The organism is Anaerostipes hominis (ex Lee et al. 2021) (genome assembly GCF_002270485.1).
In the GTDB taxonomy this organism is placed as follows: Bacteria; Bacillota; Clostridia; order Lachnospirales; family Lachnospiraceae; genus Anaerostipes; species Anaerostipes hominis.
Genome location: NZ_NQOG01000002.1, coordinates 175,201 through 199,014 on the forward strand (window position 1 = coordinate 175,201; position 23,814 = coordinate 199,014).

The following is a 23,814-nucleotide window of genomic DNA, read 5'->3' on the forward strand; positions in this document are numbered from 1 at the left end:
ATTTGTGGATTGTTAATCGTGTTTCAGGCCCATCAGCTCATCTCTGAAAATTCTTTCATCCATGAGTTTTGGCGTACCGTCCATTTTAGGAGTGAATCCCATATGGTCGATGATCTGTGTCTGGATATCGATGCCGGGTGCAACCTCTGTCAGATAGACACCGTCTTTTCTGAGTTCAAAGACAGCGCGCTCTGTGATATAGAGAACCGGCTGGCCGACTTTATTTGCGTATTCGCCGCTGAATGTGATCTGTTCTACCGTGTCCAGGAACTTATTAGATTTTCCTTCCTGATCAATGATAAGCTTTCCATCTTTTACAGACGTTTTTAAACCGCCGGCAGTAAAGGTTCCGCAGAAGTAGCAGCGTTTTGCATTCTGAGTAATGTTTACAAATCCGCCGCAGCCTGCAATCCTCGGACCGAACTTGCTGACGTTGATGTTTCCGTCTTTATCTGCCTGTGCAAGGCCTAAGAATGCATAGTCAACTCCGCCTCCGTCATAGAAATCAAACTGGTACGGCTGGTCTAAAATACATTCGGGATTGACGGAACCTCCAAATTTGGCTCCTCCCTGAGGCACGCCGCCGACAGGCCCTGCCTCTACGGTCAGAGTCATATAATCTCCGATGCCTTCCTCATTGGCAACCATAGAGATATATTCAGGAATACCGATTCCTAAGTTGACCACGGTATTTTCCGTCAGTTCCATGGCAGCTCTCCGGCCGATGATCTTTTTTGCGGAAAGAGGAGGATATTCAAGGCTGCTTAAAGGAATACGGAAGTCTCCGGTCATTGCACCGTCATAGTCACATCCTACACACTGTTCGTGGTCTTGCATATTTTCCACTTCCACGACTGCATCCACATAGATTCCGGGGATCTTGACTAATTTTGGATCTAAGGTACCGTCTGCGACGACCTTTTCCACCTGCACCACAACTTTTCCGCCGCTGTTCTTCACTGCCTGAGCCATGGTTGTGACTTCTGTTGTACAGCATTCATGGGAAAGTGTCACGTTGCCGTGCTCGTCAGCATATGTACCCCGGATGAATCCGATGTTCAGCGGAAAAGATTTATATAGTAATTTATCTTCTCCTAAGATTTCTACCACATCTACGATGTCCTCGGTCGTAATGTCATTTAATTTGCCGCCTTCAATGCGCGGGTCGGCAAATGTATTTAATCCCACATGAGTGATCACGCCGGGTTTGTGACCGGCGATGGCACGGTAGAGCTGTGCCAGAGTGCCCTGCGGCAGATTGTATCCTTCAATTTTGTTATCAAGGACCAGCTGTCCAAGCGTCGGGACCATGTTCCAGTGTCCGCCGATGACACGTTTGGTCATTCCTTCGTGGGCAAAATGATCCGCACCGCTTCCGTCACGGTTTCCCTGGGCAGCAGCGTAAAATAAAGTCAGGTTTTTCGGAGAACCGGTTTCCAAAAATCTTTTTTCCAGAGCTTTTGTAAGGGCTTCCGGCATTCCGCTGGCAACAAATCCGCTGGTAGTGACGGTTGTATTATCTTCTACCAGGGCAGCGGCCTGATCTGCTGTAATAATCTTAACTTTTCCCATAGTTTTTCTCCTTCATTTATTTTAGAAATCTTTTAAATCTGCTTTGCGTTTTTCAAGAAATGCAGTCATGCCTTCTTTTTTGTCTTCCGTAGAAAATGCGAGTCCGAATAAATCTGCTTCTAATGTAAGTCCGCTGCTTAAATCGGTGTCCATGCCTGTGTTGATCGCTTCTTTTGCAAGAGAGATTGCATAGCTTCCTTTGGACATGATCTTAGCTGCCATCTTTTTGCAGTAATCAATCAGTTCTGCCTGAGGAACTACCTTGTTTGCAAGTCCGATCCTGTAAGCTTCTTCGGCGTCAATCTGGTCACAGGTAAAGATCAGTTCTTTTGCACGTCCTTTTCCGACTAAGCGGGAGAGACGCTGTGTTCCTCCGAATCCCGGGAGGATTCCGAGTCCTGTTTCCGGCTGTGCGAATCTTGCATTTTCTGCGGCTACACGGATATCACAGGCCATGGAGATCTCACATCCGCCTCCGAGAGCATATCCATTGACAGCGGCGATCGTTACCTGAGGCATTGTCTCTAATTTAAGGAATGCTTCCTTTGCCAGCAGACCCATCTGTCTTCCTTCCGCAGGAGTGGCATTGACCATTTCAGAAATATCGGCTCCGGCTACAAATGATTTTTCTCCTGATCCTGTAAGGATAACGACTCTGATGTCCTTGCGGCGGGAGATCTCGGAAAAGCACTGGTCTAATTCTGCTAATGTCTCACTGTTTAAGGCATTTAAAGATTTTGGTCTGTTGATTGTAACTACTGCGATCTCGTTTTCTACTTCCATTAATAAATTGTTCATTCTAAATCCTCCTTGAAATGACATATACATTACACTTAATCAGCTCTTGTTAGAAAATTAACATATTGGCGTGCAAATATTTAGGATACAAAATATTATTTATGCTTCTAATATGGACTATATTTGCATGTTTGTCAATGGTTTATCAATATATTTTATTTAAATTGTATAATTCTATAAAAGATTATAAAAGTTTATTGACAATATGCACAAGGGGTGATATATTTAGCTTACAAAATATTAGTATGCAAATATAGGGAAACAAAATGGTAAATTTATGTTAAGTTTGGTGAAAGGAGTGATTATTTATGAATTTTGAATTAACGGAACAGCAGGCAGCCATTCAGGAGACAGCAAGAAACTTTGCTCAGACAGAGTTACAGCCGGGAGTGCTCGAGAGAGATGCCAACAGTGAATTTCCGGTAGATCTCTATAAGAAGATGGGAGAACTGGGACTGATCGGACTTCCTTATCCGAAAGAAGTCGGAGGCCAGGGAGCCGATTACCTGTCTTATGTATTGGCAGTGGAGGAGATCTCTAAAGTAGATGCTTCTGTGGGTATTTCTTATTCTGTATCCACTTCTTTATATGGAGGAAGCATCATGAACTCTGACGCTCCGGTCGAGAAAAAGAATGAATTTCTGGCGCCGGTATTGTCCGGACAGCACTTCGGATCTTTCGGACTCACGGAACCAAATGCGGGATCTGATGCGGGCGGATGTGTAACCGTTGCTGAAAAAGACGGGGATGAGTACATATTAAACGGTATGAAGTGTTTCAATACGAATGGACCTTTAGCCGATTATACGGCAGTATATGCCCTGACGGAACCTGAGAAAAAAGCCAAGGGACTGTCCTGTTTCGTGGTGAAGAAAGGAACTCCCGGATTTTCAGTGGGCAAAGTGGAAGACAAGATGGGAATCCGTTCCGCGCAGGTTTCAGAGATGATCCTGGAAAATGTACGGGTGCCGGCAGAAAATATGATCGTTCCTTCCGGAGACGGATTTAAACTGGCTATGAAGACTCTGGACGGAGGCCGTATCGGTGTTGCCGCACAGGGACTTGGAATTGCAGAAGGTGCATTTGAGATTGCAAAAGAATACTTAAAGACGAGAGAGCAGTTCGGCAAACCATTATACAGGAACCAGTATCTTGCATTTAAGATGGCGGAACTTGAAATGGAAATTGACGCTGCAAAGCTCATGCTTTATAAAGCTGCTACCGACAAACAGGAAGGAAGACCATATTCTATTCCGGCCGCAAAGGCAAAATACCTCTGTACAGAGGCGGCAATGCATGTGACAACAGAGGCGGTGCAGATGCTGGGAGGAAACGGTTACATGAAGGGATACCATGTAGAGCGCATGATGAGAGATGCCAAGATCACTCAGATCTACGAGGGAACCAACGAGATCCAGAAACTCGTGGTCAGCGGAGCGATTTTCAGATAGTCTGTTTTTGGAATATGAATCCTAAGTTTTCAGGGATGTCAATTATGGCATCCCCTTTTCATGCTTTACAAGGATGACTTTGCTTTAGGATAAAAGCCTTAAAATTATAGTATGTCTTCTTGACAGAAGTTTTTGTAACAGATATGATGAAATATATAGTATGCAAACAGTTTGAAGTGTTTGCATGTAGTTTTGTGTAGGAGGGAAAAGGAACGGATGGAATTGAATCAATGTATCAACTATCTTTTGACCACTGCCCAGCACGCGGTGTTTCAGGAGATGAGCGCACAGCTCTCTAAATTTGACGTGACTCCGGTACAGTACGGTGTTATGTACTGTCTTTGGGTGAAGAAGAAAAACAGCCCGAAGGAGATCGCAGAAGAACTGAGGCTGGAAAACTCTACGATCTCAGGTGTTCTTGAGAGAATGGAGAAAAAGGGATTGATCAAGAGAAAAGTCAGCAAAGAAGACCGGCGTTTTGTAGAGATTATATTGACTGATAAGGGGAATGACTTGGAAGAACCGATTCTGGAAACAGTGGAAGAGGTCAACAGGATCGTGTTGAAAGATATGGGACAGCAGGAGCAGGAAGCGCTGAAGGCATCCTTAAGGCATCTGGCTGGGATCTGAGCTTTAAAGATTTTATAACGAAAGAATATGCAGCAGAAAGGAGCCTTTCTGGCTGCTATTTTTTGTTATAAAATATTATTAGATTATGTTTATGAGGATTAGATTTAATGGTAGTTGATATAGTTATATATATTGACAAGATGAATTTGAAGGAATATAATAACATAAATTATAAAAAATAGAATTATATTGAAAAATTATAAAAAAGGAGGAAATAATAAAAATATGAAAGAGAATCTATTATTTCCAGTAATTTATATATTGGTATTATTTTTGAGTGTTTATTTTCAGTATCATATATCTTCAAAAAATATCAAAAAGGGGAGAATTATCCCCTTTCTTTTAATTGCATTTATCGTTGTTATTTGGATTACAAATGGTTTTGACGTAATGAAGTGTTTACCTGTATCTATAATTTTAGGATTTATCTGTATTATCAATATCCTGATATGGATTTTTTCATATCATAAATACTGAAACCATTTTTGAAGGAAAGTACACTTTGAAAGATGGGGGAGCTACAACGATTACGCTTAAAGATGAAAAGGAACACGAACTATTATCAACGGGATCATATACAAAAAATACTATACGAACGAAAAAATTTGGAAACAGGATGTTTACAGCAATTGTTGTTGTTGAACATAAACTTTATCCGGACTCTAAGCTTCATCTTAAATTTCATTATTCCATTGGAAAATACGGATTAAGGGCAAGATATGCCGAATCAGGTTCTGATTCGTTTGGAGTAGTCACGGTGTCAGAAGGGACACCTAAAATTACTGACAAATATGCTCAAAAAAACGGTAATGATATTAATGCTGTTTGCAGTTATAAAGTAAGTATTTCATCAATATTATTAAGACCCATTATGATAACTCATAAGGGTCTTTTTTCTTTATATGGATGTGCAGTCATAATGAAGGTTCGACACACCTTTCTTTTCATTCACTGTTTTGCTAAAATAGATAGAAAAGATTTCATATGACAGATAAGTTGAGAAGGAGGCAGAACATGTCAGATCAGATTAACCGGCAGCTGTTTAAGTTTATTGAAAAAAGTCCGTGCAGTTATCACGCTGTGGAGCAGATCAAAAAAGAGTTGACCGAAAATGGATTTCTGGAACTGAGAGAGCAGGAGGCCTGGGAAGTAGAAAAGGGCGGTAAGTATTTTACCAGCAGAAACGGTTCTTCTTTGGCTGCTTTCTGCGTACCGGAGAAAAAATTAAAAGGGTTTCATATTACCGCGTCCCATACGGACTCACCTGCTTTTAAGATAAAAGAGAATGTGGAATTACAGGCGGAAAAGCATTATACAAAACTGAACACTGAAAAATATGGGGGAATGCTGATGGATTCCTGGCTTGACCGTCCACTTTCTGTGGCAGGAAAGATCATCGTGAGAGACGGGGAAAAACTTACGGAAAAGCTAATTCATATAAAGAAAGATCTCTTAATGATCCCAGGGCTGGCAATCCATATGAAAAGAGGAGCAGAGGATGACACACTGAATCCCCAGATTCATATGCTTCCCGTCTTCGGAGACCAGACAGCCGAAAAGGCATTTATGCGGACAGCTGCATCCGAGGCGGGTGTAAATGAAAAAGATATCCTCGGTACAGATCTTTACCTATACAACCGGATGCCGGGAACTGTATGGGGAGCAAACGGCGAGTTCATGTCGGCACCGAGGCTCGATGACCTTCAGTGTGTATTCGCATCTTTGCAGGCTTTTGTCAACAGTGAGGGAAAAGAGTATATGAATGTCTTTTGTGCATTTGACAATGAGGAGGTCGGCAGCGGAACAAAACAGGGAGCCGGATCTACATTTTTAGAAGATGTCTTGTGGCGGGTAAATGAGGCGCTGGGGAGAACCGGGGAGCAGTACCGGATGGCCGTGGCGGAGAGCTTCATGATCTCTGCGGACAATGCTCATGCGGTGCACCCAAACCAGCCCGGCAAGGCAGATCTTACAAACCGGCCGTATATGAATGAAGGAATTGTGATCAAGTACAGTGCCAATCAAAAATATACGACGGATGCATACTCCGGTGCGATGATGAAACATATCTGCGAAATAGCCGGAGTCCCTTATCAGACCTTCCACAACCGTTCAGACTTGCCGGGAGGCTCAACTCTCGGAAATATTCTGACGGGCAGTGTATCGTTAAAAGCCGTGGATATCGGCCTTGCCCAGCTTGCCATGCATTCTGCCTATGAGACGGCAGGAGCCAGAGACACAGAATATATGATCAGGGCCCTTCAGGAATTTTATCGCGGTTAAGGGAGGCAGATTCAGTGAAACAGCATAAGAAGATCCAGATGTCCGAGGCCTTTCAGCTGGGTGCCGTTTTGGCTGTTGTCGGGGGATTTCTGGATGCGTACAGTTATCTTTTCAGGGGAGGGGTGTTCGCCAATGCCCAGACAGGAAATATCGTACTGCTGGGCATCAGCCTGCAAAAAGGAAAGTGGCAGGGGGCTGTCCATTACGCCATCCCTATTCTGGCCTTTGCGGCCGGAGTCATTGTGGTGGAACTCATCAAGAAGTATTTTAAACAGCATCCCAAAATCCATTGGAGACAGATCATTGTCATGATTGAAGCGGCGATGATCTGCCTGGTTGCCTTTATCCCTTCGGGAGAAGCGGATATGATCGCCAATGTTATCATTTCTTTTGTCTGTGCCATGCAGGTGGAGACCTTTCGGAAGGTACACGGAAATGTCTATGCGACGACCATGTGCACAGGAAACTTAAGAAGCGGAATGGAAATACTGTTTAAATACTTCCAGACGAAAGACCGGGAACTGCTGAACAGGAGCCTGAAATACTTTGGGATTATTTTGTTTTTCATAGTAGGTGCGGCAGCAGGCACGGCGGCAGGAAATGTGCTTTCTCACAATGCCGTTCTGATCTGTTCTGCACTTCTTCTGGCAGTATTTTTCATGATGTTTATGGAGACAAAGAAAATTAATTGATAAAGTGTTGAATATCCAACAGATTTTTAAGGCTCACTCCTGTATACTCAAGGAACAAACTCAAATATAAGAAATTTCAGGAGGATAGAGCGATGGATAAAAAGATGTTTTGTTTTCAGTGTGAACAGACGGCAGGATGCAGCGGATGTACAGGAGCAGCAGGGGTCTGCGGGAAAGATGCAGAGACTTCAGAACTCCAGGACCGGCTGACCGGCGCTTTGATCGGCCTTGCCCGTTCCGCAGAAGGAAACCGGACTTTTGACAGCACGGACAGAGCCATGCTGTCAGGTCTGTTTACGACAGTGACCAATGTGAATTTTAACCCGGAGACGATCAGGAAGCAGATCAGTCTGGTGCACAGGGAGAAAGAAAAATTAGTGCCTTCCTGCGGCGGGTGTTCTTCACCCTGTGGGAAAAACGATGACTATGTGATGAAGCAGCTCTGGGAGGAGCAGGAAGATATACGGTCCTTAAAATCCCTGATCTTGTTTGGACTGAGGGGAATGGCAGCCTATGCTTATCACGCCATGGTGCTGGGCTATTCGGATCAGACGGTAAACCGGTTCTTCTATGAAGGCATGGCATCCATAGGCTACGATCTTCCCAAAGAACGGCTTTTATCACTTGCACTGAAGCTTGGAGAAGTGAATTTACAGTGTATGGAACTTCTCGATAAGGCAAACACAGAAACATTTGGGAACCCAGAGCCTGTATCCGTTCCTTTTAAGGTGGAAAAAGGACCGTTTATCGTCATAACGGGACATGATCTTTACGATCTGAAACTTCTTTTGGAGCAGACGGAAGACAAGGGGATCAATATTTATACTCATGGAGAAATGCTCCCGGCCCATGCTTACCCGGAACTTAAAAAGTATCCTCATCTGAAAGGCAATTTCGGCACTGCGTGGCAGAACCAGCAGAAAGAATTTGACCATATCCCGGCTCCGGTGCTGTTTACGACCAACTGCCTGATGCCGGTAAAACCGTCCTATGCAGACAGAGTCTTTACGACGGAAGTCGTCTCCTATCCGGGAATGATTCACATCGGTGAGGACAAAGATTTCACCCCGGTGATCGAAAAAGCGCTGGAACTGGGAGGGTATGCAGAAGAAAGAGAATTTACAGGAATCAACGGCGGCAGCAGTACGGTGACCGGCTTTGGGCACAATACAGTACTGTCTGTAGCAGATACGGTCGTGGATGCGGTGAAAAAGGGCGAGATCAGTCATTTCTTTCTTGTCGGAGGCTGCGACGGGGCACACAAGGAGCGGAGTTATTACACGGAATTCGTAAAACAGACTCCGAAAGACAGCATCATCCTGACGCTGGCCTGTGGAAAATACCGGTTCAATGATATGGACCTGGGAGAGATCAGAGGACTGCCCCGGATCATGGATATGGGACAGTGCAATGACGCATACAGTGCCGTCAAAACAGCCCAGGCTCTGGCAGAAGCCTTTTCCTGCGGGATCAACGACCTGCCGCTGACCCTGGTACTGTCATGGTATGAACAAAAGGCGGTATGTATCTTGCTGACTCTTCTTTATCTCGGCATGAAGGATATTTATCTTGGACCGAAACTGCCGGCATTTTTATCACCGGGCGTACTGGATATGCTGGTAAAGGAATACCGGATACATCCTGTTTCAGACCCGGAAAGTGATCTGAGAGAAATACTGGGTTAATGATTCAATACTTTTTCACAGAAGGAAGATCTTTATCAAGGGATCTTCCTTCTGTTTTTTTACCAACATTTAACATGATGTTCAAATGAATTCAAACTTTCGGTGATAGACTTGGTCTTGTTCAAAGAAATGATATCGATTGAGAAAGGAATGGAAGTTTATGCTGAAATTACAAAATATAAAGAAATCCTATGACGGCACTACGGTGTTGGACGGAATATCTCTGGAGATTCCGGATGGAGAGATTGTTTCCATCCTGGGGCCGTCCGGCTGCGGAAAGACAACACTTTTAAATATGATCCTTGGGATCACGGAACCGGACAGCGGAAGCATTGAGTTTAACGGAAAGGATATCACTGATTCACCGATGGAAAAACGGGGATTCAATATCGTGTTTCAGGATTATGCCCTGTTTCCGAATCTGAATGTATATCAGAACATTACTTACGGACTGAAAAACAAGCCGGACATCTCTTCAAAAGAGGAGCTGGAGGAACTGATCGGCCTGCTTGGCCTGAAGGAACATCTTCCGAAGAAGATTGAGCAGCTTTCAGGGGGACAGAAGCAGAGAGTGGCCCTGGCAAGAACTTTGGTCATGAAGCCTAAGATCCTTCTCTTAGATGAGCCTTTAAGTGCACTGGACGGAGTGATCAAGGAATCTATTAAAAACAGAATTAAGACGATCGCGAAGGAATTTCATCTGACTACTGTCATCGTGACACATGACCCGGAAGAGGCGCTGACTCTGTCTGACCGGGTGCTGATTGTAAACGAGGGACGGATTTCCCAGTACAGCGAGCCGGAACAGATCGTCAACGCGCCCCGGAATGACTTTGTGAAGAATTTTATCCTGAACCAGCTGGAGATCAAAAAAAACAATATTTTTACGCTGTTTAAAAATCAGCTGAATATACAGCCCGGAAAGGAAAGCCTTGTTTCGTAAGGCGGCAGAAATCAGATGAAACATAGAAAAGAAAAAGAGATTAAAGTCATATTTGCCGGGATCGCACTGATCTTTCTTACATTTTTAGCAGTCCCGATGGTACAGCTTCTTATGAAGTCGTTTACCACAGAAGGAGGAGGACTTACCTTACAGAATTTTCAGTCTGTTTTTGCGCGGGAAGACTTTTTTGAGATTTTGAGAAACAGCTTCGGCGTTGCCGGACTGAGCGCGGCAGTTACGACCCTGCTGGCATTTTTCCTGGCCTGTACGATTCACTATACAAATATACCGGACTGGATCAAAACATTGATAAAAGGAGCCGCTGTGCTGCCCATGTTTCTGCCGACGATCACCTACGGTTTTGCGATCATATACTCTTTCGGGAAACAGGGGCTTCTGACCCGTCTGTTCGGGAAGCAGCTGTTTGAAATCTACGGGATCAGAGGCCTTTTGATGGGCTACGTCATTTATACTCTGCCTATCTCATTTATGCTGATCAATAATACGATGGGCTACATAGATAAAAAATATATGATTGTGTCCAGAGTTATGGGTGACAGTGCCTTTGCAAATTTCAAAATGACAGTGCTTCGTCCTCTTTTAGGTACGCTGGCCGCATCCGTGATCCAGTCTTTCTTCTTGAGTTTTACGGATTTCGGTATTCCGGCGGCAGTGGGAGGAAAGTTTAAGACCATCGCATCTCTGCTTTACAGCGAGATGCTCGGCAGCATACCGAATTTCCAAAACGGCGCGGTAGTGGCTGTTGTAATGCTTGTGCCGTCTGTCGTCAGCATTACGGTTTTAAAAATATTGGAGAAATACCAGATTCGGTATAACAAGATTTCCAAGATCGAACTGAAAAAGAACAGAGTCAGAGATGGTTTATGCGGCGGGGTCAGTATTCTTCTGATCGTCAGCGTCTTATCTGTATTTGCAGTCATTTTTGTGATTCCATTTGTGGAAGAATGGCCTTACAGGCTTAGTTTTACACTGGACAATTTCAGAAATGTCTTTGAGGACCCGAACCTTTTCAATGTCTACACAAATTCATTGTTTGTAGCCGCGGCCACGGCTGCCCTCGGAACCATAGCCGCATATGGAAGCGCGCTGGTGACAGCCAGGAGCAAGATCAGCCAAAAGGCAAAAGACATGATAGAAGGAATTGCCCTGGTGACAAACACGATACCCGGAATGGTGCTGGGCCTCGCATTTTTATTCTTATTTTCAGGCACCGGTCTTCAAAATACATTTTTGCTGATCATTATCTGCAACGTGGTCCACTTTTTTTCCACGCCTTATCTGATGATGAAGAGTTCTCTGGGGAAAATGAACGCCTCATGGGAGACAACGGCGATGCTCATGGGAGACAGCTGGGCAAAAACCATTTTGAGGATCGTAACGCCCAACGCATTGAGTACGATCATCGAGGTATTCAGCTATTACTTTATCAATGCCATGGTGACGATCAGTGCGGTCATCTTTATCGCAGGGGCCAGGACAATGGTCATCACGACAAAGATCAAAGAACTGCAGTATTATAACAAATTTAACGAAGTATTTGTGCTTTCTCTTTTAATCCTTGCGACAAATATTATCGGTAAGTTTGCATTTACCAAGCTTGCAGGGGTCACAGAAGGAGGAGCGGCTGGACAATTCTTTAAATTACATATTAGAAAAAACAAGGAGAGAAGTTTATGAGAAAGACATGGTTAAAAAGAGTATCAGTGATGTGTATGGCTGCCCTTCTGACAGCGACCGGAGTGTTCACTTCCGGGTGTTCCGCCAAAAAACAGGATGAGCAGGTAGTAATCTATTCCAACGCGGACGACGAAGCTGTGGAGGCAATGAAAAAAGCACTGGACGGAAACGGATACAAAGGGAAATATATTCTTCAGACGTTTGGAACCTCAGAACTGGGAGGAAAGCTGATCGCAGAGGGCAAAAATATAGAGGCCGATATGGTGACGATGAGCACTTTTTATATTGAGAGTGCCCAGAAGAAAAACAAGATGTTTGCGGATCTTGGTTTCGACAGGAACTTAAAGAAGGAATCTGATTTTCAGAAATATGAGTCTCCGATCACGGCACAGGAAGGAACGCTGATCCTGAACACGGAAGTAATGAAGGAGAAGAAACTTCCGAAACCGGAGTCTATCAAAGACCTGGCAAAGCCTGTGTATAAAGGATCTATTTCTGTGACGGATATTAAAGCATCTTCCACCGCATGGCTTTTAATCCAGGGTCTTGTGTCTGAATATGGGGAGAAGGAGGCAAAAAGTATCCTCCATGACATTTACCAGAATGCAGGAGACCACATCGAAGATTCAGGCTCTGCTCCGATCAAGAAGGTCCGGGCAGGGGAAGTGGCCATCGGATTCGGTTTAAGACAGCAGGCGGTGGCAGACAAAAAGGACGGTCTTCCGATTGATTATGTAGACCCGAAAGAAGGAAACTTTTCTCTGACAGAGTGTGTTTCCGTAGTGGACAAAAAAGACAGCGACAAGAAAGAACTTGCCCTTGAGATGGCAGAGTGTATTATCAAAAAGGGAAGAACAGACTTGATCAGGACTTATCCGATCCCGATTTATAATGGCGAAGACGAATCAGGTGAAAATAAATCCGGAAATCCAAAAGTATTTAAAGAAAAGCTGACTTTGGATCTTCTGGAAAAACATCAGAGATTATCAGAAAGCGCAAAATAAGAGAAAGGTATAAAAATGAACCAGTATAAGCTATTAACCCCCGGTCCGCTTACAACCACGGACACTGTAAAACAAGAGATGCTTTTTGATCACTGCACCTGGGATGAAGATTATAAAAACATCACCCAGAAGATAAGGAAGCAGCTGCTTTCCCTTGCTCACGTGTCAGAGGACGACTATACGGCCGTCCTCATGCAGGGCAACGGGACCTTCGGTGTAGAATCCGTGATCACCAGCGTGATAAATGAAAACGGAAAGCTGTTGATCATTGCCAACGGTGCATATGGGGAGCGCATGGCGGACATTGCAGAGCATGCAGGGATACCTTATGAAATTTATCGGGAAGATTATAGAAAGGTTCCCCGGGCAGCAGTTGTTGAGAAGATACTGAGAGAAGATCCTGCAATCACTCATGCGGCTATGGTGCACAGTGAGACGACTTCCGGCATTCTCAATGATATTGAGGCCATTGCTTCTGTGGTGAAGAAACACAATAAGATATTGATTGTCGATGCTATGAGCAGTTTCGGAGGCGTGGACATTGAAGTCGGACAATTAGGCATTGATTTTCTCATAAGCAGCGCAAATAAATGTATTCAGGGTGTCCCAGGCTTTTCTTTTATTATTGCCGATAAAAAGAAGCTGTCAGACAGTAAAGGAAACGCCAGAAGCCTGTCTCTTGACTTATATGACCAGTGGGAAACGATGGAGAAGGATGGAAAATGGAGGTTCACTTCCCCTACCCATACTATCCTGGCCTTTGCAAAAGCGCTTAAAGAGCTGGAATCAGAAGGCGGAATCCCAAAAAGAGCGGCCCGATATCGGGAAAATAACCGTATTTTGATCGAACGGTTTCGCTCAATGGGCATGCTGCCTTATATTGACGGCACTCATCAGGGTCCGGTCATCACTACGTTTTTGTATCCGGAAGATGCAGATTTTACGTTCAGTGAGATGTATCATTATATCAAAGAGCGCGGGTATGCGATATATCCGGGAAAGGTGACGGAAGCCGAGACGTTCCGCATCGGCACCATCGGAGAAATATACCCGGAGGATATTGAGAAACTCTCAGAAATCATGGAGCAATTTTTAAAGGAGAAGAAACAATGAGCAGATGTATAGAAGCAGTCATTTTTGACTGGGCCGGTACAACGGTAGATTATGGATGTTTTGCACCGGTGCAGGCTTTCGTGGAAGTGTTTAAACATTTTGGGATCGAACCGACGATGGATGAGGTGAGAGAACCTATGGGAATGCTGAAGATCGATCATATCAGGACGATGCTTTCCATGCCGCGGATTCATGATCTGTGGGTGAAGGAACATGGATCTGAACCTTCCGAGGATCACGTGCTTCAGATGTATGATTTATTTGAATCCAAACTTATGAGTATTTTAGACCAGTTTACAACGCTCAAGCCGTATGTGACGGAAACGGTGGAGTTTCTCAGGCAGAAGAACATTAAGATCGGCTCCACGACCGGCTATACGGATACTATGATGGAAGTCGTGACGAAAGGTGCAAAGGAACAGGGATATGAGCCTGACGCATGGTTTTCACCGGATTCCACAGAAGGAATCGGGCGGCCTTATCCATATATGATATTTAAAAATCTGGAAGCTTTGAAGGTTTCCACGGTAAAAAATGTGGTGAAGATCGGAGATACGGTTTCCGATATCAAAGAAGCACGGCATGCGGGTGTCATTTCTGTGGGTGTGGTGGAAGGAAGCTCAGAGATGGGACTGACCAAAGAGGAATACGAAAATATGACAGATTCACAGAAGGAAGCTGTGTGCAGGAAAGTAAAGGAAACCTTTAAAAATGCCGGTGCCCATTATGTAATACAAAATTTGTCCGAACTGGAGGAGCTGCTGAAAAAACTGACTCAATAAAGGTCTTTATGTTTTCGATAAGATTGCATATAATATAGAAATATGAAATAATAAGTCATATCATTTAAGATATGGCTTATTTAGTTTTAACAAAAAGCAATAAAGGAGTGGGATATATGGAAGCTTTAAAGTGGGCGGCCGGAGGTACGGGATTTACATTTTTGATGACAGCCCTCGGCTCAGCCACTGTTTTTTTCTTAAAGAAAGATGTGCAGGAAAATATGCAGAGGGTCTTTTTGGGGTTTGCCGCAGGAGTTATGGTCGCAGCGTCTGTATGGTCCCTGCTCATTCCTGCTATCGAAGAGGCAGAAGCTAATGGGCAGATAGGCTGGATACCGGCTGCCGGAGGCTTTATCCTCGGGGGAGTTTTCCTGCTTTTGATGGACCGGCTGATGCCTCATCTGCATCTGGGGGAGAAACATCCGGAGGGACTTTCCTCCTCGTTTAAAAGGACGACCCTGCTCGTCCTTGCCGTCACTTTACACAACATTCCGGAGGGTATGGCTGTCGGTGTGGCTTTCGCCGTGGCAAGCGGACACGGAGGAGTGGGATTCAGCGGTGCTGTGGCCCTGGCCATCGGGATCGGGATTCAGAATTTCCCGGAAGGGGCGGCAATTTCTCTTCCGCTAAGGAGAGAAGGTTTTTCTAAAGGAAAGGCATTTTTGTTCGGGGCACTGTCCGGTGCGGTGGAATTTGTGTTCGGTGTGCTGGCCGTGCTGGCAGCGGAAGGACTTGGAACTTATATGCCGTGGCTTTTGTCTTTTGCCGCGGGAGCTATGATCTATGTGGTAGTGGAAGAACTGATCCCCGAGGCACACCTTGGGGAACACTCCCACACGGGAACCCTGGGCGTCATGGTTGGATTCCTGATCATGATGGTACTGGATGTGGCTTTGGGATAGCCAGTGCATAGCTGCTTTACGGATCGGGCTCAGAGAACGAAAACAGGCGCGAGATATTTATCTCACGCCTGTTTTTTCGTTCTCTATATCGATATCAATGGTATCTTTAAATACCTGTTCTACCAGACAGCAGTACTCTTTGTATTCGTGATAATCAGAAAACTCTTCAAAACACTCGATCATGCTTTTGTAATACCAGCCCTGCATATTCTTATCTTTCATATTAAAGCGCTGCCACAGCTCGTCTCCCAGAAGCTTGTAGTCTCTGGCCAGAGAACGGACGTTGGCAAGCTTGTCCCCAAGGGCAATGACTTTGGCAGGACGTTTGGCGCGGTGTTTTAAGAAGTCCACAGTATGACGTTTTCTCTCAATCCAGGATCTGCTCTTGTCCTCACTCTCCATCAGGACATAATCCGCTACTTTGTCCCCAAATTCCCTCCGTATATCCTCTCCGGTCACATCTTTGCAGTCTTCGATGACATCGTGGAGGACCGCGGCGCACATCATCTCTTCATCCGGCGTAATGCCGGCAACGATCGAGGTGACTTCCAGGGGATGGATCATAAATGGGATATCGGTTCCCTTTCGCTTCTGGCCGGAATGGGCTTTCGCTGCAAAGATAATTGCTTTCTCAAACATGGGTTTCTCCTTTTTTGCGGACATTTTTACATACTTATCATAAATCATTTTTATGATGCGGTCAATGAAGGAATTCTCTGCTTTGATGCTTTAAAGTGACGATGTGTTGACTTTTCCCCATCGCCACGGTAAAATGAACCATATCAATCAACACAAGGAGAGCGATCTATATGTCAACAGAGACGAATTTTACAATAGGATTTATCGGGCTTGGACTCATCGGAGGGTCCATTGCCAAAAATGTACGCCGTGTATTTCCGAACTATACGGTGATCGGATATGACACAGATAAAGAAGCCCTGAAAAAGGCTGTGGAGGAAGGAGTTCTCGACCGCCCGGCGGCGGAACTTAACAGTGATTTTTCCGAATGCAGCTATATTTTTCTATGTGCGCCGGTGCAGCATAACCTCCAGTTTTTAGAGCAGCTGAAGCCATATTTGAAAGAGGGATGCATCGTGACGGATGTGGGAAGCGTAAAAGGTGGGATTCATAAAAAAGTAAAAGATCTGGACATGGAGACCTGCTTTATCGGGGGACATCCCATGGTTGGTTCAGAAAAAGCCGGATTTTCTTACAGCTCTGACCGTTTGATTGAAAATGCCTATTATTTTATTACGCCGACAGAAAAAGTAAATACCGAGAAGGTAAAAGAATTTACATCTTTCATAGAAGAACTGGGTGCATTGACGATCCTGCTGGATGCAAAGCGCCACGACGCTTTTACTGCCGCGATCAGCCATGTTCCGCATATTATGGCGGCAGAACTGGTACATACGGTGAGAAATATGGACACCGAAGACGGCATCTTAAAACAGCTGGCAGCCGGCGGGTTTAAAGATATCACAAGGATTGCATCATCCTCTCCTGTTGTCTGGGAGCAGATCAGTCTTTCCAATAAGGAAAACATAAGAGAGCTTTTAGTGCAGATCAAAGACAGCATTTCCGAAATGATCCATGCGCTGGACAGAGACGACCACAGTTATCTGAACGAGTATTTTAGAGAGGCAGGGGAGTACCGGGAGACCGTTCCGGACAGTGCCGTGGGACTGATGGAAAAATCTTATGAGATATTTGTAGATATTCCGGATGAGCCGGGAACATTGTCTACGACTACGACCCTGCTGGCGCTTAATAACATCAGTATTAAAAATATCGGAATCATCCATAACCGGGAGTTTGAGGAAGGTGTCTTAAAGATTATGCTCTATGATGATGTCTCCGCCAAACGCGCCAGAGAGATACTGCAGGATAAAAATTACAGTGTATATGAAAGGAACTAGAAATGAAACTTAAGAAAGTAGAAGGACTAAAAGGCACGATATCCATACCGGGAGATAAATCCATCAGCCACAGGGCGGTCATGTTCGGCTCTCTGGCAAAGGGAACGACACATATCACAAACTTCTTATCCGGTGCGGACTGCCTGGCTACCATAGACTGTTTTCGGGCAATGGGAGTCAGGATAGAACAGGACGGCACAGAGGTTACGGTACACGGCAACGGCCTCCACGGACTTAAAAAACCTGAGAAACAGCTGGATGTGGGAAACAGCGGGACGACGACCCGGCTGATCTCCGGGATTCTCTGCGGACAGGATTTTGAAGTTACGCTTTCAGGCGATGCATCTTTAAACAAACGCCCCATGGGGCGCATCATGATACCGCTCTCTGTGATGGGAGCAGAAATTGAGAGTGTCAGCGGAAATGGATGTGCTCCGTTAAGGATTAACGGAAAACCGCTGAAGGCGGTCCACTATGAATCACCGGTGGCATCTGCCCAGGTGAAATCCGCAGTTCTTCTCGCCGGACTTTATGCGGACGGCAGAACGAGTGTCACAGAGCCTGCCCTGTCCAGGAACCATACGGAACTGATGCTTAAGTCTTTCGGAGTTCAGGTATTGTCGGAGGGTACAACGGCATCCGTGATGCCGCCAAAAGAGATGACGGCCACGGACATTGCAGTGCCGGGGGATATTTCATCTGCAGCGTTTTTCATTGCCGCGGGACTTGTGACTCCGGATTCCTGTATTACCTTGAAACAGGTCGGCATTAACCCGACCAGGAACGGCATCATCAAAGTCTGTGAAGCTATGGGGGCAGATCTTACGATGTCCAATGTAAAAGACGATAACGGAGAACCGACGGCAGATATTACAGTAAAAACAAGCAGGCTGAAAGGCACGGAGATCGGCGGAGAGCTGATTCCCACACTGATTGATGAAATCCCTGTCATTGCATTGATGGCGGCTTTTGCAGAAGGCGAGACCGTCATCAAAGATGCGGCAGAACTTAAAGTGAAAGAATCTAACCGGATTGATCTGACCGTGGATAACCTGGTGAAAATGGGAGTCAATGCCGAGGCCACCGATGACGGAATGATCATCCGCGGCGGAAATCCACTGAGGGGAGTGTCTATCCACTGCAAATATGACCACCGGATCGCCATGACATTTTCTGTCGCAGGGATCAATGCACAGGGAACGACGGTCATTGAGGATGCAGAGTGTGTGGACGTGTCATATCCCAACTTTTATGAGCAGTTACATATGCTCGCCGGACAATAGGATTCTTCCATTGACAAGCTGGAAAATTCTTCATACAATGGAGACAGCAGTGACAGAAAATTGACAGAATCAAATAGTGGGAAGGGAAGGATCGCAGAGTATGAAAGAATCAAGAGTGAAGATCCTGCGTCTGACAGCGTGGCTGGTTGCCAGTGCCATGTTTGTCAGTTTAAGCAGTGAGGCAGTGGTGCGGGCTGCCCAGAGAAGAAACAGGATCGCAAAAGTACAGCCAAAGACCGCTGTGACAGAAACAGAACAGAAGGCAAAGACAACAAAAGCATCAGAAGAATATAAGGCTTTTTGGTTCTCGTTTTATGATTACGATGAATATCGTGACACCTATAAAAAGAATAACGCATCAAATTTCAAAAAGTATTTTACAAAAGTTGTAAACAAGGGAAAGAGCCTTGGCATGAACCGTGTGATCGTTCAGGTAAGGCCGTTCGGTGATGCCATCTACAAGTCCAAGTACTTCCCATGGTCCAAATATATTTCAGGAAAACAGGGCAGAAGCCCGGGATATGATCCGTTGAAGATTATGGTATCCGTGGCACATTCCAAAGGAATGGCTATTGAGGCATGGGTGAATCCTTACAGGGTGACCAAGGGCAGCACCAGCTATAAAAAGCTGTCAAAGAACAACCCGGCCAGAAAGTGGAATGCAAAAAAATCTACAAGGAGGAATGTACTTTCCTACGGAGGAAGCCTTTATTACAACCCATCCAAAAAGGGCGTTCAGAACCTGATCGTGAACGGGGCAAAGGAGATCGTCCAGAAGTATGATGTGGACGGTATCCATATGGATGACTACTTCTATCCGAGTTTTACAAAGAAGAATGTCAAGAAAGCATTCGATGCAAAAGAATACAACAAGTCTTCCTACAAAAAGAAGAAAAAAAGCATTTATACATACCGAAGGGCTCAGGTAAATAACCTGGTCAAGAGGATGAAAAAGACGATCAAAAGCGTGGACCCGAACGTGACCTACGGCATCAGTCCGGCTGGAAACATTGACAATCTGACCAGCAAGTATTCTTACTATGTAGATATTTATAAGTGGCTGAACTCCACGGCTTATGTGGATTATATCTGTCCTCAGATCTACTGGGGATTCAAACATCCGACGGCTGCATTTGACAAAGTGACGAGACGATGGGTGAAGGCTGCAAAGAAGAAAAAAGTGAAGCTCTATATTGGGATCGGAGTCTACCGGGCAGGCCACAATGCGGGACAGAACCGGGCAGAGAGAAAAGAATGGAAGAGTGACACGAAGGTGCTGAAAAAACAGGTACAGTATGGCCGCAAGTACAAAGTGGACGGATTCGCATTTTTTGATTACCAGGACCTTAAGAGCAAGGCAAGCAGAAAGGCAGTGAACCAGCTGAAGACAGTATTAAAGTAAAGAAAAAATTTTCAGAGATTATTCAGAATTATAAAATTCTGAATAATCTCTTTTTTTGTAATATAGATCGATGCTGTGCCCGGTCTTCTTCACAAAGATCAGCGGTGCTGTTTTTTCTGCCTTCTGGAAATAACAGAATCAATCAGACCATATTTTAGTGCTTCTTCAGCACTCATAAAATGATCCCTGTCAGTATCTCTTTCAATTTCTTCGATACTGCGTCCTGTATTTTCAGCTAATATTCTGTTTAATCTTTGTTTGTTTTTTTGCATATAATCAGACATTATTTTTATATCGCTTGCTTGTCCTTGAATACCATTACCATGTATAGCCGGCTGATGTATCATAATTTCAGCATTGGGTAACGCCATGCGCTTGCCCTGTGTGCCTCCGGCTAACAAAAAAGCTCCAAAACTTGCAGCTAAACCAACGCATATTGTGGCAACATCACATTTAATGTATTTCATGGTGTCATAGATTGCAAAGCCGGCAGTTACGGAACCTCCCGGACTGTTAATATAGAATTGAATATCTCTGCCTGGGTCCTGGGCTTCCAGAAAGAGCATTTGTGCTACAATTAAACTGGCAGAAGTATCACTTACTTCTTCACCTAGAAAAATAATTCTGTCTGACAGCAAACGTGAGAAAATATCATAGCTTCGTTCTCCCCGGTTCGTTTGCTCAATGACATAAGGAATTGTACTCATGCAGCCAGCTCCTTCTCTTTAATCCTACTGATAAATCTAATATTTTGTGCAAAATAGAAATTTCCACACAAGAATATTCTATTTTGCTTTGGCACAAAAACCCTTTTATTTCTATAAATTTTGGGCGGATATACATATAACTGCTTAAATGCAAGTGAAAATGCCTGCTGAGAGTCATATCCGGCTTCATAAGCAATTTCTGTAATAGGCTCGTTTGTTTTTATCAGTTTTTCCGCAGCAATGGTAAGCCTGCGGCTTTGCAGGTATTTATAAATGGTAATTCCGGTACGTTCAGAAAATATGCGATTCAGATAAAATTTTGAGTAACCAACATTTTTAGCAATTATATCTACACTAATTTCTCTTTTGATATTATCCTCAATGTAATTCACGACTTTTTCTACAACCTCTTTTTGCTGTTTCATAGTTTCACCTCCTTCTATCATTATAATTAGTATGAGTTTCCGTGTCTTAATAAAAAATGCTGTTTTACTGCCCACTTTACTTTTTCATGATATGTCACAAGTCTGCAACAATCATCTCTTTCGCACTGTTTTGAATACTTTTGGCATCCTCAGCCAAAATATCGGAATCTGTGATCAGCAGGTCAACGTCACGGACCGGATTTCCCTGAAATGCTTTGTGAAGTCCCTTGTCCGGTTATCAACGTAACATCATTTATAACAGGGACACGGAAAGATAAAACAGTGCTTAGAATGCTGGAAAACTAAAAAATGGACTGCCGTATGATTGGAAGACAACATCTAAAAGGGGCATATCACATAAAATAACCTGTGTGATATGCTCCTTTTTCACGGACAAAAAAGTATTTGCATTGACATATTATAAGAAAGAGTATATTATATATCATATAGTATTAATAAAAGTATAATATGGGAGCGTGTCTATGGTATTTAATACAGGAGCTGCTTTGCTGGACGCCATTGTCCTGGCAGTAGTCTCAAAAGAAGAAGAAGGATCCTATGGGTATAAGATTACCCAGGATGTAAGAAAAGTCCTGGATGTATCAGAGTCTACTTTGTATCCCGTGTTGCGCAGACTCAGAAAAGAAGGCTGCATGGAGGTTTACGACAGGCAGTGCGACGGGAGAAACCGAAGGTACTATAAAGTGACCAGTCAGGGTATGATTCAACTGAACTTATATAGGACAGAGTGGAAATCTTACTCATTTAAAATTACGAAAATATTTGAAGGAGGGGCAGTCCATGAGTAAAAAAGAATTTCTGGACCAACTGGCATATTTGCTTCAGGACATTGCGCCGGAAGAACGGGATGATGCAATTGGATATTATGTGGATTATTTTGAGGAGGCGGGACCGGAACGTGAGCAGCAGGTGATCGAGGAATTGGGGAGCCCTGAAAAAATTGCCGCCATGATCCGGGACTCACTGAACGGGACGACCGGAGAAGAAGAATATACAGAAAACGGATATCACAACCAGAGATATGATGAGAACACGAAAATGCCTGAGAAGGCAAAGAAAGAATCAGGATTTCATTTCAAAGGGAACCGGGACCGGAATCTGATCCTTATCGTTTTGATCGTTGTGGGCACAGTGGTACTCGGTCTTCCCCTGATCGGTGTGATTGGAGGAACTGCGGTCGGGATCGTCGGTATATTTTTCGGCTTCATATCCGGGGTTGCCGGAATCAGTGTGGGGCTTCTGGCAGGAGGGTTCGGTGTATTCGCTGCCGGAATCGTAAAGATGTTCACGAAGCTTCCCACAGGATTTATGATGTGCGGCGGCGGTTTGATCATGATGGCAGTGGGCCTCTTGTTCTGTGTACTTTTTGTCTGGATACTCGTAAAAGTATTTCCTCCTTTGATCAGAGGAGTCGTAGATCTGATCCGGAGGCTGTTTCATAAAGGGGGAGAAGAAGCATGAAAAAATTTTATAAGATCTGCCTGATCATCTGTCTGGTATTTACTGTTGCAGGAGCTGGCTGCATTATCGCAGCGGCGGCTATGGGTTTTTCCTTCACGGATACTTATGACTATGTCAGAGACAAAATAAACGGGTACACAGGCAGATATGAAAATGATGAGGCAGAGCGGCTGGAATTTCCGAAAGCCAAAGTAAAGAAGATAAAAATAGCGGTTGGAAGCAGGGATTTGTCCATCGTCAGAGGAGAGGGGAGTCAAATTGTGTTCACAACAAAAGGAAGCCGAAAATTGTTTCAATCCCGGCTTGATGAAGGTCTCAATGAACTGACCATCCGGTCAAAATCTTCGGTTCACCGTCCCTTTTTCTTTGATTATGGATATGAACAGGCAGTTTTGAGCATACCAAAAGATATGAATCTGGATGTTTTCAGTGTGGATGTAGGAAGCGGAGATTTTTCATCAGAGGAGTTGTCTTCCAAAAACATGAAGATCCAGTGCGGAAGCGGAGACATCAAATTGTCTGGTCTCAGGTCTGATAATATTGATATCCAGTGTGGAAGCGGGGATGTGGACGCAGATATATGGGACGGCAGAGAGAACTACAAATATAATATTAGTGTGGGAAGCGGAGATGTGGTCTTTGACGGACACGAACTGGAACACAGCAATAAAGAGGGTTCCTGGGGAAATGGGACGAAATTCATAGGTGTTGAATGTGGAAGCGGAGATATCGACATCAACTTTTTGAACAATGTATAAGGAGGAGATTTTCATGAGCAGTAAACGATTATATAAATCAAGAGAGGACAAAATGGTCTGCGGCGTATGCGGAGGAATCGCAGAATATTTCGATGTGGACCCGACCTTGGTACGATTGGGCGCCGTACTGTTGGGCTGTTCAGGAACCGGAATATTGGTTTACATCGTGGCGGCAGTCATCATACCCGAGAGAAGGTATTAAAAATAGTAATTGCATCTGTTGTCAAAGCTATGATATAATATTATCCGAAAAAGACCAAGTCAAAAGGCTTGGTCTTATATTTT

Annotated in this window: 24 protein-coding genes; 19 read left to right on the plus strand and 5 right to left on the minus strand. The window is 44.4% G+C overall.

Going from position 1 to position 23,814, the window contains the following annotated elements:
• Positions 1-12: 12 nt before the first annotated feature.
• Both CI597_RS03300 and CI597_RS03305 read right to left on the minus strand, forming a co-directional pair.
• Complete coding sequence (locus CI597_RS03300) at positions 13-1,572, minus strand: acyl CoA:acetate/3-ketoacid CoA transferase (RefSeq protein WP_009288833.1); 1,560 nt, start codon at positions 1,570-1,572, stop codon at positions 13-15.
• A gap of 21 nt (positions 1,573-1,593) precedes the next feature.
• Positions 1,594-2,370 (minus strand): enoyl-CoA hydratase-related protein, encoded by a 777-nt coding sequence (locus tag CI597_RS03305; protein WP_009288832.1) that lies wholly within the window; start codon positions 2,368-2,370, stop codon positions 1,594-1,596.
• A 308-nt stretch (positions 2,371-2,678) separates the two neighbouring features.
• On the opposite strand from CI597_RS03305, the gene CI597_RS03310 reads away from it, so the two are divergent.
• The 12 genes from CI597_RS03310 to CI597_RS03370 all read left to right on the plus strand — a co-directional run bounded on the left by CI597_RS03310 (position 2,679) and on the right by CI597_RS03370 (position 15,553).
• Complete coding sequence (locus tag CI597_RS03310) at positions 2,679-3,821, plus strand: acyl-CoA dehydrogenase family protein (RefSeq protein ID WP_024728148.1); 1,143 nt, start codon at positions 2,679-2,681, stop codon at positions 3,819-3,821.
• A 216-nt stretch (positions 3,822-4,037) separates the two neighbouring features.
• Entirely contained in the window at positions 4,038-4,451 is a 414-nt protein-coding gene (locus tag CI597_RS03315) for a MarR family winged helix-turn-helix transcriptional regulator (RefSeq protein WP_024728147.1), read from the plus strand.
• 502 nt (positions 4,452-4,953) lie between these two features.
• Positions 4,954-5,439, plus strand: a complete 486-nt coding sequence (locus CI597_RS03325) for a hypothetical protein (RefSeq protein ID WP_024728145.1) — start codon at positions 4,954-4,956, stop codon at positions 5,437-5,439.
• 26 nt (positions 5,440-5,465) lie between these two features.
• Entirely contained in the window at positions 5,466-6,734 is a 1,269-nt protein-coding gene (locus tag CI597_RS03330; RefSeq protein WP_024728144.1) for a M18 family aminopeptidase, read from the plus strand.
• 14 nt (positions 6,735-6,748) lie between these two features.
• Positions 6,749-7,426, plus strand: coding sequence for a YoaK family protein (locus CI597_RS03335; RefSeq protein WP_024728143.1), 678 nt, complete (start codon positions 6,749-6,751; stop codon positions 7,424-7,426).
• Positions 7,427-7,518: 92 nt separating this feature from the next.
• Entirely contained in the window at positions 7,519-9,111 is a 1,593-nt protein-coding gene (gene hcp, locus CI597_RS03340) for a hydroxylamine reductase (protein ID WP_024728142.1), read from the plus strand.
• A gap of 160 nt (positions 9,112-9,271) precedes the next feature.
• Positions 9,272-10,054: an ABC transporter ATP-binding protein gene (locus CI597_RS03345; RefSeq protein WP_024728141.1), complete on the plus strand. Its 783-nt coding sequence runs from the start codon at positions 9,272-9,274 to the stop codon at positions 10,052-10,054.
• A 15-nt stretch (positions 10,055-10,069) separates the two neighbouring features.
• Positions 10,070-11,752 (plus strand): ABC transporter permease subunit, encoded by a 1,683-nt coding sequence (locus CI597_RS03350; protein ID WP_034549664.1) that lies wholly within the window; start codon positions 10,070-10,072, stop codon positions 11,750-11,752.
• Complete coding sequence (locus CI597_RS03355; RefSeq protein WP_034549660.1) at positions 11,749-12,756, plus strand: extracellular solute-binding protein; 1,008 nt, start codon at positions 11,749-11,751, stop codon at positions 12,754-12,756. The genes CI597_RS03350 and CI597_RS03355 overlap by 4 nt, the downstream gene beginning before the upstream one ends.
• Before the next feature lie 15 nt (positions 12,757-12,771).
• On the plus strand, positions 12,772-13,869 hold the full coding sequence (phnW, locus tag CI597_RS03360; RefSeq protein ID WP_024728140.1) for a 2-aminoethylphosphonate--pyruvate transaminase: 1,098 nt from the start codon (positions 12,772-12,774) through the stop codon (positions 13,867-13,869).
• On the plus strand, positions 13,866-14,651 hold the full coding sequence (gene phnX / locus CI597_RS03365) for a phosphonoacetaldehyde hydrolase (protein WP_024728139.1): 786 nt from the start codon (positions 13,866-13,868) through the stop codon (positions 14,649-14,651). The genes phnW and phnX overlap by 4 nt, the downstream gene beginning before the upstream one ends.
• A 116-nt stretch (positions 14,652-14,767) precedes the next feature.
• Positions 14,768-15,553: a ZIP family metal transporter gene (locus CI597_RS03370; RefSeq protein WP_024728138.1), complete on the plus strand. Its 786-nt coding sequence runs from the start codon at positions 14,768-14,770 to the stop codon at positions 15,551-15,553.
• A gap of 57 nt (positions 15,554-15,610) precedes the next feature.
• Here CI597_RS03370 and CI597_RS03375 read toward each other — a convergent pair whose 3' ends face one another.
• Positions 15,611-16,192: an HD domain-containing protein gene (locus CI597_RS03375; RefSeq protein ID WP_024728137.1), complete on the minus strand. Its 582-nt coding sequence runs from the start codon at positions 16,190-16,192 to the stop codon at positions 15,611-15,613.
• Between the two features lie 170 nt (positions 16,193-16,362).
• On the opposite strand from CI597_RS03375, the gene CI597_RS03380 reads away from it, so the two are divergent.
• The 3 genes from CI597_RS03380 to CI597_RS03390 all read left to right on the plus strand — a co-directional run bounded on the left by CI597_RS03380 (position 16,363) and on the right by CI597_RS03390 (position 20,157).
• Positions 16,363-17,472, plus strand: a complete 1,110-nt coding sequence (locus tag CI597_RS03380) for a prephenate dehydrogenase (protein ID WP_024728136.1) — start codon at positions 16,363-16,365, stop codon at positions 17,470-17,472.
• A 2-nt stretch (positions 17,473-17,474) separates the two neighbouring features.
• Positions 17,475-18,755, plus strand: a complete 1,281-nt coding sequence (gene aroA / locus CI597_RS03385) for a 3-phosphoshikimate 1-carboxyvinyltransferase (protein WP_024728135.1) — start codon at positions 17,475-17,477, stop codon at positions 18,753-18,755.
• 100 nt (positions 18,756-18,855) lie between these two features.
• Positions 18,856-20,157, plus strand: coding sequence for a glycoside hydrolase family 10 protein (locus CI597_RS03390; protein WP_034549655.1), 1,302 nt, complete (start codon positions 18,856-18,858; stop codon positions 20,155-20,157).
• 98 nt (positions 20,158-20,255) lie between these two features.
• On the opposite strand, the gene CI597_RS03395 is transcribed toward CI597_RS03390, so the two are convergent.
• Positions 20,256-20,864: an ATP-dependent Clp protease proteolytic subunit gene (locus CI597_RS03395; protein WP_024728133.1), complete on the minus strand. Its 609-nt coding sequence runs from the start codon at positions 20,862-20,864 to the stop codon at positions 20,256-20,258.
• The gene (locus CI597_RS03400; protein WP_024728132.1) at positions 20,861-21,289 is read right to left on the minus strand and encodes a helix-turn-helix domain-containing protein; all 429 of its coding nucleotides are present in this window, start codon (positions 21,287-21,289) and stop codon (positions 20,861-20,863) included. The genes CI597_RS03395 and CI597_RS03400 overlap by 4 nt, the downstream gene beginning before the upstream one ends.
• Positions 21,290-21,771: 482 nt before the next feature.
• Between CI597_RS03400 and CI597_RS03410 the strand changes: the two genes are divergently transcribed.
• The 4 genes from CI597_RS03410 to CI597_RS03425 are packed head-to-tail and all read left to right on the plus strand — an operon-like array spanning position 21,772 to position 23,731.
• Positions 21,772-22,098: a PadR family transcriptional regulator gene (locus tag CI597_RS03410; RefSeq protein ID WP_024728131.1), complete on the plus strand. Its 327-nt coding sequence runs from the start codon at positions 21,772-21,774 to the stop codon at positions 22,096-22,098.
• The gene (locus CI597_RS03415; RefSeq protein ID WP_024728130.1) at positions 22,091-22,771 is read left to right on the plus strand and encodes a DUF1700 domain-containing protein; all 681 of its coding nucleotides are present in this window, start codon (positions 22,091-22,093) and stop codon (positions 22,769-22,771) included. The genes CI597_RS03410 and CI597_RS03415 overlap by 8 nt, the downstream gene beginning before the upstream one ends.
• A complete protein-coding gene (locus CI597_RS03420) occupies positions 22,768-23,529 on the plus strand; it encodes a DUF4097 family beta strand repeat-containing protein (RefSeq protein ID WP_024728129.1) in 762 nt (253 codons plus the stop codon). The genes CI597_RS03415 and CI597_RS03420 overlap by 4 nt, the downstream gene beginning before the upstream one ends.
• 13 nt (positions 23,530-23,542) lie before the next feature.
• Complete coding sequence (locus CI597_RS03425) at positions 23,543-23,731, plus strand: PspC domain-containing protein (RefSeq protein ID WP_006568789.1); 189 nt, start codon at positions 23,543-23,545, stop codon at positions 23,729-23,731.
• Positions 23,732-23,814 lie beyond the last annotated feature (83 nt).